Here is a 10,424-nt window from a genome sequence, read left to right as displayed (position 1 = left end):
CCACCGCCGCGCGGCCGCTCGTGTGCGGAGCTGGACTCCGGTCGCCGTGCCGTGGCTGCCCGGCACGGCGACCGGAAGTTGGGGGTGCGGGTCCGCCTACCCGCCGTTATCCACCACTGACCACCGCGGGGAGGCGCTCGGACTCCTCGTCGGTGAACAGTCGCGACCGGATCAGGAACCGCTGTCCGGTCGGTGATTCCACGCTGAAGCCGCTCCCCCGCCCGGGGACCACGTCCACGGTGAGGTGGGTGTGGCTCCAGTACTCGAACTGCGACTCCGACATCCAGAACGGGATGGGTTGCCCAAGGCCCGCATCCAGCTCGGCCAGCCTGACGTCGGCGGCGCCGACCCGGAACTCGCCGAGCGGGTAGCACATCGGTGCGGACCCGTCACAGCACCCTCCGGACTGGTGGAACATCAGCGGCCCGTGCAGGTCGGTCAGCTCGGACAGCAGGGCCACCGCCTTCGGTGTCAGCGCGACCCGGGCGACCGGGACCACCGTGTCCCGGGCCGTGTCCGGCGACCCGTCCCGGGACATGTCCGGCGACATCAGAAGAATCCGACGGCGCTCTGCGCGTAGGAGACGAGCAGGTTCTTCGTCTGCTGGTAGTGGTCGAGCATCATGTGGTGGTTCTCGCGCCCGATACCGGACTGCTTGTACCCGCCGAACGCGGCGTGCGCCGGGTACTGGTGGTAGCAGTTGGTCCACACCCGGCCGGCCTCGATGCCCCGGCCGGTGGAGTAGGCGGTGGCCCCGCTGCGGGTCCAGACGCCGGCGCCGAGGCCGTACAGCGTGTCGTTGGCGATCTTGAGGGCGTCGTCCTGATCGGCGAAGGAGGTCACCGCGACGACCGGGCCGAAGATCTCCTCCTGGAAGATCCGCATCGAGTTGTCACCCTCGAAGATGGTCGGCTTGACGTAGAAGCCGCCGGACAGGTCCCCGCCGAGCTCGTTGCGGTAGCCACCGGTGAGCACCTTGGCGCCCTCGGCCTTGCCGATCTCGATGTAGGACAGGATCTTCTCGAGCTGATCGTTCGAGGCCTGGGCGCCGATCATCGTGGTGGTGTCCAGCGGGTTGCCCTGGACGACCTTCTCGGTGCGGGCGACCGCGTCGGCGAGGAAGTCGGTGTAGATGGAGCTCTGGATGAGCGCGCGGGACGGGCAGGTGCAGACCTCGCCCTGGTTCAGCGCGAACATCGTGAAGCCCTCGAGGGCCTTGTCGTAGAACGCGTCCCGCTGCGCGGCGACGTCCTCGAAGAAGATGTTGGGCGACTTGCCGCCCAGCTCGAGGGTGACCGGGATCAGGTTCTCGGAGGCGTACTGCATGATCAGCCGACCGGTCGTGGTCTCACCGGTGAAGGCGATCTTGCGGATCCGCTTGGACGAGGCCAGCGGCTTGCCGGCCTCCACCCCGAAGCCGTTGACGACGTTGACCACGCCGGCGGGCAGCAGGTCGCCGATGGTCTCCAGGAGCACCAGGATAGACGCCGGGGTCTGCTCGGCCGGCTTGAGGACGACGGCGTTGCCGGCGGCGAGCGCCGGAGCCAGCTTCCAGACGGCCATCAGGATCGGGAAGTTCCACGGGATGATCTGCCCGACGACGCCCAGCGGCTCCTGGAAGTGGTAGGCCACCGTGTCGGAGTCGATCTGCGAGATCGACCCCTCCTGGGCGCGGATCGCGCCGGCGAAGTAGCGGAAATGATCGATCGCCAGCGGGATGTCGGCGGCCAGGGTCTCGCGGACCGGCTTGCCGTTGTCCCAGGTCTCGGCGACGGCGATCTTCTCGAGGTTCTGCTCGATCCGGTCGGCGATCTTGTTCAGGATGACCGAGCGCTCGGCCGGTGAGGTCTTGCCCCAGGCCGGAGCGGCGTTGTGCGCGGCGTCCAGGGCCAGCTCGACGTCCTCGGCGGTGGACCGGGCGACCTCGGTGAAGACCTGACCGGTCACCGGGGTGACGTTCTCGAAGTACTGCCCCTTGACCGGCGGGACCCATTCCCCACCGATGTAGTTCTCGTAGCGGGGCTTGAAGGTGACCTTGCTGTCCGGCTGTCCCGGAGCTGCATAGACCGTCACATCGACCTCCTCGTCGGTTCGACACGCCCCCTCGGGCCGTGCGATGGAGGGAACCGTAGGAGCGGCATCGTTGCGCCAACGTTGCGAGCCGGTGAGGTGAGTCACGTGACGCAGGTCACGTCCGGGCGGTGGCCGCGGGCCGGCGGCCGTACCGGTGCCGGTCAGCGCCGGACCGGCACCCCACCCAGCTCGCGCTCGATGCGCAGCAGGTGCTCGATGAGCACGGGGCGGCTGGACGGCGGGGCGAGCCGCACCGCATGCCGCCAGACCAGGATGTCGTCCCGGCTGCACGACCGGTTGGCGAACGCCAGGACCGCCGGCACATGGGTGGACCCGAGGACGGCGGACCGGACGTCGCGGTGCAGGGCGTCCCGCTCGGCCTGCACCTCGGGCGATTCCGACGACGGCAGGATCGGACCGGGATAGGCATCCACCGCGGCGGCGACGTCGCCGCGGACCAGGGCGTGGCGCACGGCGTCGGCGTCGGTCGCCAGGTGGGTGGTCAGCCGGTACGGGCGGCCGGACAGACCCAGCGCCGGCAGCAGCGACCGCAGCCGGCTCAGTTCGGCGCGGACGGTGACCGCCGGGACGTCCCGCTCGTGCAGGGCGACGGCCAGCTGGTCGGCGGTGTAGCCGGCCCGGTGCCGGACCAGCAGGAACAGCAGTTCGGAGTGCCGGACCGACAGCTCGGTGCCGCCGGCGGGGTCGTTCCGGACGCCGAGCAGTGCGCGGTCCCGGCCCAGGACGCCCAGCCGCCAGGGACCGGACAGGGTGCGCGGGTTCGACGGCGCCCGGCGGGCCGGCCGAACGTCGCGTCGGGTCAGCGCCAGCATCCGCAGCTCGCTCTCGGCCGCCGCGGCGGCGGCGCGGACCAGGCCGAGCACCGCGGGCGCGGCGACGTCGTCGCGTCCGGTCAGATCCAGCGCCCCCAGCACCTGGCCGGTGGTGGGGTCGTGGATCGGGGCCGCCGTGCACGACCAGCCGGCCACGTTGCTGGCGAAGTGCTCGCGGGCGAAGACCTGGAGCGCGTGATCCAGCCGCATGGCCGCGGCCGGGGCGTTGGTGCCGGCGACGCGCTCGTCCCAGCGGGTGCCGGCCACCCAGTTGATGGCCTCGGCCCGGCGCCGCAGGGCGGGGTCGCCCTCCACCCAGAGCAGCCGGGCGTCGGCGTCCGCGACGACGACGATCGCACCCGCGTCCTCGGCCTCCTCGATGAGCAGCCGGCGGATCAGTGGCATCACGGCCGCCAGCGGATGGGCCGACCGGTAGGCCTCCAGTTCCGAGTCGACGAGGTCGACCTCCGGCAGAACGCCGTCCGGGCTCACCCCGCTCTCCCGGGACAGCCGCCACGAGTCGGCGACCACCGGACGGACCAGGCCGACGTCGCCGGTGGTCAGGAAGGTGTCATAGGCCCGTTCGAGTTTGCCGCGCTCACGGAGCGCATCCGAGCCGGTGGGCAGCGCAAGGAACGGGCCCGAGGCCGGACGACGCGCACCCGGCTGGGCCGTCGCCGGTGGTCCAATCCCTGTCGCCATCGGTTCCTCCGGTGGGCGGGCAGCACCGTCGCAGGTCCCGCAGCTGATGGGCCCAGGGTACCTGGGGGAAGCAAGGGGTCCACGGACGCGGGGATCGCGCCCGGACCACCCGATCGTGAGGCACCCGTGCTCGATTCGATCACCCGGAGTGATGCGCTCCGTCGATCCGCGCCGGACTCCGGCCGGCCGTCGACCGACCGGGGTCCGGTCCTGATGCAAACGGATCAGGAAACGTTGATTCATCAGGCCCAGCCTGACCCACACGACCCATCCCCACTCGATTCCGCAGGTAGATGCGCCAGAGGGCCCGCCACCCGTACCGTCGATCCGATCCGGTTGCCGCCGGTCCCACCACCGCCAGGACGGACCCGAAATGCGAGGTAGCTCACTTCATGCCCTGTTTCGGCCGAGTTCCCGCAGGCGGGAGCAGTCGGGCGTGGCGAAGGCCTCGATGTGTGCGCATCGACACGATCGGTTCGGCCTGCCACTTTCGGGCCGTCTTGCTAGCGTTGGGCGCGGGGGGATCCGTGGCCACATCGCCGTGCCGACGGCCGGCAACGTCGCCACCCATCGACCCGACCGGCCACCGTTCGATCCACCGTGATCGTGCCCGGCCCGGTCGACGGCCCACCACCGTGGCCGGTCGATGCCCTCGCCGGTGATGCGCCGTTGCCACCGCCCCCGATTATCACTCAGCACATGATGCTGGCCCATCAGCCAGGGAGACGACCGTTGGACATCCGCACAGTTCTGGTGTGCGACGACCGCAAAGAGATGCGCGACGCCATCGCCGGACTCCTCGAGCTTCTGCCCGACCTCAAGCTGGTCGGGACCGCCGTCGACGCCGCCACCTGCCGCGACGGCATCCGTGAGTGGTTGCCCGACGTCCTCATGCTGGACGTCAACATCCCCGGTGGCGGTCCCGCGCTGGCCACCGAGGTCAAGGTGCTGCACCCCGGTGTGCACATCGTGGTCTTCTCCGGGCGGGACGAGCCCGCCATCCGCGAGCAGATGCTGGCCGCCGGGGCGGACCAGTACGTGATCAAGACCGGCCGGATGAATCCGCTGCTGGCCGCCCTGCGCCGGGCCGGCACCGAACCGTCGGCCCTGCCCGCGCAGCGCGGACCCTCGGCCGAGCGTCCCCCGGCCTCCGGTGGCGCCCAAGGCGGTACCGGGCATCCCCCACACCCTCTGACCAGCGGTTTCGTGTTGTGACCGGTTGCCAGGTACAGTAGTCGCCGGTCCCGGGGAAGCCCGAGACCACGCGCCATTAGCTCAATTGGCAGAGCAGCTGACTCTTAATCAGCGGGTTCGGGGTTCGAGTCCCTGATGGCGCACCACGTTTGCCCAGGTCAGACTGGGTGCAAATGATCACCGGTGATCTTGAAGACGGTTTGACACCTACGATTGACACCAACGGTCCGCTACTGCAGTGCACGGTCGAGATCATCGAGTGCCCTCCTCTGGGTCTCCAGGTTGACGTGGCCGTAGACGTTCATGGTCATCTCCAAGGCGCTGTGCCCGACGATCTCCATCACGGTGCGTGGGTTGACCCCTTGGGCCAGCAAGAGGGAAACGCACGAGTGCCTCAGGCTGTGCAGGGGAACCGGTCGGATTCCGACGTCCTTGCATAGCCTGGTCCAGCGCCGGGTCAAGTTCCGCGGTTCCAGCGGCGTACCGACCTTGGTGCCGAACACGTAGACCTGATCCGGGCCCTCTTCGTCCTGCTGGTGGGCCTTGTGTTCGACCAGCGCCTGGCGCACGCGCGCCGGCAGCGGGACGGTGCGGGTGGAGCGGCGGGTCTTCGTCGGTAGCTCGGTCAGCTTGCCCTCGACCCGCTGGACACTCTGGGTCACGCTGAGAGTCCTGCCGTCCAGGTCGACGCTGTCCCAGCGCAGGCCGCAGATCTCGCTGCGCCGCAGGCCCAGCATCAGCATCACTGTCCACATCGCGTGGTCGTCGTCGCCCTTGGTCGCCGACAGCAGCTTGCGGGCCTCGGCCACCGACAGCGGCTCCTTGGGCGTCGGTCTCGGCTTCTCGACGCGCACCAGTTTGGCGACGTTGCGGCTGACCAGCTCTTCGCGGTAGGCGTGTTCGAGCGCGGCTCGGATCGTGGCGTGAACGTATTGGATGGTGCGGCCGCCGACGCCGTCGACCTTCATCCGGTCGATCATCACCCGCAGGTCCCGAACGGTGAGGGCGGTCAATCGCTTCTTGCCGATCCTCGGCACGATGTGCAGCCGGGTGTTCAGGTCGTAGGAGCGCCACGTGCTCGGCCGGACGTGCTCCTTGATGTGCTGCAGCCAGTCGGCCAGGAATGCCTCCATGGTCATGCTCGACACCGGGATCGGCACGTTCCGGTCGATGCGGTCGACCATTTCGCGTAGCTTGCGGTTCGCGTCGGCGCGGCTGCTCGCGTACTTGATGATCTTGCGGAACTGGCCGTCGGTCATCGGGGCGTAGATCGCCGCGACCCAGCGGCCGTCTTTGCGCTGAAAGACGGTGCCCTCGCCGTTCGCGTTCTTGCCGCTCACTCCAGCCCCTCTGCGAGCAACCGCTGCGCGAAGCGACGCAACGAGTCGACCGGGATCCGGCGCAGCCGGCCGATCTTGATCGACTCGAGTTCGCCGCTGCGGATCAGGTCGTAGACCTTGCACCGGCCGACCTTGAGGCTCTCGGCGGCTTCCTCCGCCGTCAGCAACGTCCTTTCCATCACCGACTCCCTCCCTGTGCGCTCCCGGTCGCCGCGCAGCGGGAGCAGCGCGAGCGAGGCGGGCCAGATCGGCGCTCCGGCGAGAGAAGGAGCGACGGCCTGGACCGCACGGTCTGACACCGGAGCCACCCTGTGCGGACCCGGCGCTCGCACGGACTTCCGTGCGTCTGTTATCCACACTGCCGGACCTTGAGGGACGTTCCAACCGCAGTTTCGGGATGTTTAGGGACGTTCCTGCCGTACGATAGGGCCCATGGCGAACCTTCGGCTACGAAACGGACTCCTCGCCGCCGGCATGACCCGCTCGTCCTTGGCCGACCATGTCGATGTCGACGAGAAGACGGTCGAGCGCTGGATCACCAGGAACCGGATCCCGCATCCGAACACCCGGGCACGGGTCGTTGAGGTGTTAGGTCAGGACGAAACCTACTATTGGCCCGAGCTTCTCGGCACCGAGCAGGCGCGGAACACCACCGAAGCCGAGCTGGTGCACATGTGGCCGACGCGCAGCTCCGTGCCCGGTGACGTCTGGACGGCGCTGTTCAAACAGGCAACGTCCGACATCGACATCCTCGTCTACTCCGGCGGTTTCCTTGTGGAGGCCTACGACCTCGTCGAGGTCATCCGATCGAAGGCAGCCGCCGGTGTTTCGTTTCGCATCCTGCTCGGAGACAGCCGATGTGAGGCCGTCCGGCAGCGTGGGAAGGAAGAGGGCCTGCCAACACTGCCTGAACGCTGTCGATCGACGCTGGAGTACCTCGGCGAGGTGGCGAACCTGCCGGGTGTCAAGATCCGCACCCACCAGACCGTGCTGTACGCCAGCCTGTTCAGGTTCGACGAGTCGATGATGGTCAACACGCACACCTACGGCGCCTACGCCGCTCGCTCCCCCGTCCTCCACCTGCGTCGAGTGCCCGGCGGCCAGCTCTTCGACTACTACGGCCGCGCCTACGACCGCGTCTGGGCCGCCGGCGAGGAAGTGATCACTCGGTAGCCCCCGGTAGCCTCGCCGTATGGGCAAGCGAATCGACTACTTCGATGACCCGGCCGCACCGCCGGCCAACAGTGTCAAGCCGAGCGCGACCGCGTTCGTGCTCCGCGACGGCGCGGTCCTGCTCACCTGCCGGTCCGACAACGGCAACTGGTCGATGCCCGGCGGAGCGCACGACCCGGGTGAATCACTGTCAATGACGGCAGTGCGGGAGACCAAGGAAGAGACCGGCATCGACGTCACGCTCACCGGCGTCGCCGGCATCTACACCGACCCGCGGCACGTCATCCACTACACCAGCAATGACGAGGTCCGCCAGGAGTTCACAGTCGTCTACCGTGCCGAATACGTCGCCGGTGAGCCGACCCCAAGCTCCGAGACGACGATCGTCAAGTGGGTGCCGGTCGCCGATATCGACGAGCTAAAGATGGACCGCAGCCAGCGGATGCGGATTCAGTGGGCGGTCAATGAAACGGGAACCTGGATCGACCCGATCGGTAGCTGACCGGCATCGATCAGGATTGCGCGCGATCTTTCGACATAGCGTGTGACTGGATCATTCGGTCCGTATCGCGCACAGATTTCATTCAGCCGATCCTCGACGTCAACGTCCTCGCCGGCCGGACTCGTCGTCAGATCGGCATACCAAAGAACCGCATGGGCTCGTTCGATACCTGCCGAGCTTATCGATTCGCTCGAGATATCGAACTCGCGGATGATACTGATATCTAGGCCGCGCTCTTCGGCCTCCAACGAACTCGCAGTGTGGTGTGCAACGAGGTGGCATACGATTTCAGAGAAGCCCCGGTCAATGAGAAAGCGGGCTCCATCGATCGGATGGAACCCGGTCGTGGGATGACTGTATCCAATGTCGTGCAGCGTCGCCGCTATCACAAGATCTGCGCGAAGATGCGCCTCAACCATCATCGCGAAAGCCGCCGCCTTGCGTCCGACAGCTCTTGAATGAACCTGACGCCGAGGCGTCAGACCCTTCAACAGGTCATCGAACCAGTCTTGTGCCGGCCAAGTCACCTCCGAAAGTCTACACCAGCCGACGACACATTATCCCCACGGGCGAACCCTGGGGCGACTAATATAGCAACCATTCTATTGTAATAATCGACTGAGTCCAAACGCCTCGACGATATCGGCAGCTTGGCCGGCCCTCCGGGTCCTCTGGTCTCCCTGGTCGCACATCGTGCTGGAGGCGGTCATGGACTGGCCAAGCAAACGAAGGTTCACAGTTCCTGAATGCTTCGTTCGCGGGCACCTGGCACCAAGGTAACGCGAGTAGCCGACCAGGGCGGAGGGCAGCGCTGCGGAATCTTCTCCCGGATGTCATGATCAGTTCATGGGGACCTCAACACGCACGAACAGACAGCCAAGGCGGCGGCCAGACCTGATGCAACCAAGCTTGAGGCGGCCAAGGCGGCCGTGCCGTGCTTCAGGGGATGGTTAACGATTTTGTGCCAGCTGATCCTTTACACCGGGCCTAGACAACTTGGGTTGGGGCCGATCGTGGTCGGTCGGCCTTGATGTTACGTACCGGGATCGTCGTGGTCCGACGAATGACTCGGGTTTCGCCGTCATCGAGTTCGATCGCCAGGGTGGTGTCGGAAACATGAACGGTTACGGTCTGGTGCTGATGGGTGCGGCCCAGCGACACCGCTTGGCGGCAGACGGTGATCACGCCGGTACTGGACACGCGGCGCTGGACCCGGACCGGTTCGGTGGCCGGTCGGGGCGGTGGGCCGGCCGGGCGGTTCCCGCGGAGGCGGACGATCTGGTCGTGGCGCAACGGGTTCGGCCGCACCCGCAGCAGTTCCCGGCTGTCCAGGTCGAAGAACATCAGGGTGTCGCGTTCGATGCGGATCCCAATCTGCCGGCCGGCGAGGATCTCCGCGGCCAGCACGGCGTGGCCGCCCAGGACGACGGTGCCGGCCCGGGTCACGACCCGTTCGACCTCGACGGCGTCGCCCGGCGCCACCGGCGGCAGCGGGGACGGGCCGGCGGGCACGGCGCCGGCGGCAGTGAGCTTGGCCAGGTCGGTGACCGTCAGGTGGGAGCGGACCGTCTTGACCCGGGTTCCGCCGATGAACAGGTGGATCAGGTCGGTGTCGGCCCAGAACCGCACGACCTGCCCGGACCGGGCCGGGCCGAGCCAGAGCTGCCGGCCGGCGAGTTGCTGGTTCCCGGCCGGCGGAACGACCCGGTTGAACTCGACCGCGCCGCCCACTCCGCTCCGCTCGGGGCCCGGAGATGTTGTCGCGTCGGCACTGTCGGGCTGGTGATCGGCCGGATCAGACGTGGTCGGAACCGAGACCGGTGCGGGGGCGATCGTCGGTGGCAGCCACACCGGCAGCAGTTCTCGCTCCGGGCCGGCGGTTGGAGTGAAGCGCTCGGCCGGGCTGACCGGCCGCTCGGCTTCCAGGGCCTGGTGGGGGCGGTCGGTGTTGTAGGTCTGGACGAACTCGTCGATCGCGGTCTGCGCGGCGGCCAGCGACTCGAACGGGTCGTGATCATCGAGGAGTTCCCGGCGCAGGGTCAGGTGGAAGCGTTCGATCTTGCCGGTCGTGGTCGGCGACGCCGGTTGGGTCAGCCGATGGGTGATCCCGTTGTGCCGGCAGATCTTGTCGAACAGCACCTCCCCGCCGCGGCCGAAGCGGGCGGTGAACTGTTTGCCGTTGTCGGTCAGGATCTCGCCCGGAACACCGAACCGGGCCAGCGCGGCGGCCAGGGCCAGGCACACCGCCCGGCCGGTGGCCCGCTCCACCACCTGGGCGATGACGCAGAACCGGGAATGGTCGTCCACCCCGGTGACGACTTTGACCTCCCGCGGCGCCCCGGTGGCGGGGTTGATCAGCCAGACGCCGCCGACGATGTCGAGCTGCCACAGCTGCATCGGCCCGGGCCGTTCCCACCGCTGGTAGGAGCTCCGCGGCCGCTTCCGTTTGCGTGGGGTGACCAGGCCGTGGCGGATCAGGATCCGGTTGATCGTCGCGGTCGACGGGACCGTCAGCCCGGCGGGCTTGCGCAGCAGTTCCATCCGGATTCGTTTGGCGCCCCACCGTGGGTGGGTGCGCCGCAGCTCGGCGACCCGCACCGCCACGTC

The 10,424-nt window shown here is 68.1% G+C and carries 10 protein-coding genes and 1 tRNA gene; 4 read left to right on the top strand and 7 right to left on the bottom strand.

Annotated features, from left to right (window positions below; translation table 11 throughout):
• Window positions 1–106: 106 nt before the first annotated feature.
• From ACOJUF_RS05135 to ACOJUF_RS05125, 3 genes are all read right to left on the bottom strand, one after another.
• Window positions 107–550: a DUF779 domain-containing protein gene (locus ACOJUF_RS05135; RefSeq protein ID WP_420120788.1), complete on the bottom strand. Its 444-nt coding sequence runs from the start codon at window positions 548–550 to the stop codon at window positions 107–109.
• Entirely contained in the window at window positions 550–2,073 is a 1,524-nt protein-coding gene (gene adh, locus ACOJUF_RS05130; RefSeq protein ID WP_420120787.1) for an aldehyde dehydrogenase, read from the bottom strand. The genes ACOJUF_RS05135 and adh overlap by 1 nt, the downstream gene beginning before the upstream one ends.
• A 161-nt stretch (window positions 2,074–2,234) precedes the next feature.
• Window positions 2,235–3,608: a GAF domain-containing protein gene (locus ACOJUF_RS05125; protein WP_420120786.1), complete on the bottom strand. Its 1,374-nt coding sequence runs from the start codon at window positions 3,606–3,608 to the stop codon at window positions 2,235–2,237.
• A gap of 732 nt (window positions 3,609–4,340) precedes the next feature.
• Between ACOJUF_RS05125 and ACOJUF_RS05120 the strand changes: the two genes are divergently transcribed.
• Together ACOJUF_RS05120 and ACOJUF_RS05115 are read left to right on the top strand one after the other, a co-directional pair.
• Window positions 4,341–4,823, top strand: coding sequence for a response regulator (locus ACOJUF_RS05120; protein ID WP_420120785.1), 483 nt, complete (start codon window positions 4,341–4,343; stop codon window positions 4,821–4,823).
• Window positions 4,824–4,872: 49 nt separating this feature from the next.
• Window positions 4,873–4,948: transfer RNA gene (locus ACOJUF_RS05115), tRNA-Lys, on the top strand.
• Window positions 4,949–5,032: 84 nt separating this feature from the next.
• Here the strand turns inward: ACOJUF_RS05115 and ACOJUF_RS05110 are convergent.
• Complete coding sequence (locus tag ACOJUF_RS05110) at window positions 5,033–6,142, bottom strand: site-specific integrase (protein ID WP_420120784.1); 1,110 nt, start codon at window positions 6,140–6,142, stop codon at window positions 5,033–5,035.
• Window positions 6,139–6,441 carry a helix-turn-helix domain-containing protein gene (locus ACOJUF_RS05105; RefSeq protein WP_420120783.1) on the bottom strand — a complete coding sequence of 101 codons (303 nt, stop codon included), beginning with the start codon at window positions 6,439–6,441 and terminating at the stop codon, window positions 6,139–6,141. The genes ACOJUF_RS05110 and ACOJUF_RS05105 overlap by 4 nt, the downstream gene beginning before the upstream one ends.
• A gap of 133 nt (window positions 6,442–6,574) precedes the next feature.
• On the opposite strand from ACOJUF_RS05105, the gene ACOJUF_RS05100 reads away from it, so the two are divergent.
• Both ACOJUF_RS05100 and ACOJUF_RS05095 read left to right on the top strand, forming a co-directional pair.
• Complete coding sequence (locus tag ACOJUF_RS05100; RefSeq protein ID WP_420120782.1) at window positions 6,575–7,315, top strand: helix-turn-helix domain-containing protein; 741 nt, start codon at window positions 6,575–6,577, stop codon at window positions 7,313–7,315.
• A gap of 19 nt (window positions 7,316–7,334) precedes the next feature.
• Complete coding sequence (locus ACOJUF_RS05095) at window positions 7,335–7,817, top strand: NUDIX hydrolase (RefSeq protein ID WP_420120781.1); 483 nt, start codon at window positions 7,335–7,337, stop codon at window positions 7,815–7,817.
• Here the strand turns inward: ACOJUF_RS05095 and ACOJUF_RS05090 are convergent.
• Both ACOJUF_RS05090 and ACOJUF_RS05085 read right to left on the bottom strand, forming a co-directional pair.
• Window positions 7,766–8,344: an HD domain-containing protein gene (locus ACOJUF_RS05090; protein WP_420120780.1), complete on the bottom strand. Its 579-nt coding sequence runs from the start codon at window positions 8,342–8,344 to the stop codon at window positions 7,766–7,768. The two genes, ACOJUF_RS05095 and ACOJUF_RS05090, sit on opposite strands and share 52 nt — an antisense overlap.
• A 460-nt stretch (window positions 8,345–8,804) precedes the next feature.
• Window positions 8,805–10,424: integrase core domain-containing protein (locus tag ACOJUF_RS05085; protein WP_420120779.1), on the bottom strand; the 1,620-nt coding region annotated here is incomplete at its 5' end.

It is taken from the genome of Nakamurella sp., assembly GCF_048594475.1.
Lineage (GTDB): Bacteria > Actinomycetota > Actinomycetes > Mycobacteriales > Nakamurellaceae > Nakamurella.
Note: the sequence above shows the minus strand (reverse complement) of the source record. Positions and strands in the feature narration are given on the sequence as shown.

Excerpts from the sequence above, each read along its gene's own strand:
- ACOJUF_RS05095 (WP_420120781.1), top strand. The coding sequence starts at position 7,335 with ATGGGCAAGCGAATCGACTACTTCGATGACCCGGCCGCACCGCCGGCC.
- ACOJUF_RS05135 (WP_420120788.1), bottom strand. The coding sequence starts at position 550 with ATGTCGCCGGACATGTCCCGGGACGGGTCGCCGGACACGGCCCGGGAC.
- ACOJUF_RS05125 (WP_420120786.1), bottom strand. The coding sequence starts at position 3,608 with ATGGCGACAGGGATTGGACCACCGGCGACGGCCCAGCCGGGTGCGCGT.
- ACOJUF_RS05100 (WP_420120782.1), top strand. The coding sequence starts at position 6,575 with ATGGCGAACCTTCGGCTACGAAACGGACTCCTCGCCGCCGGCATGACC.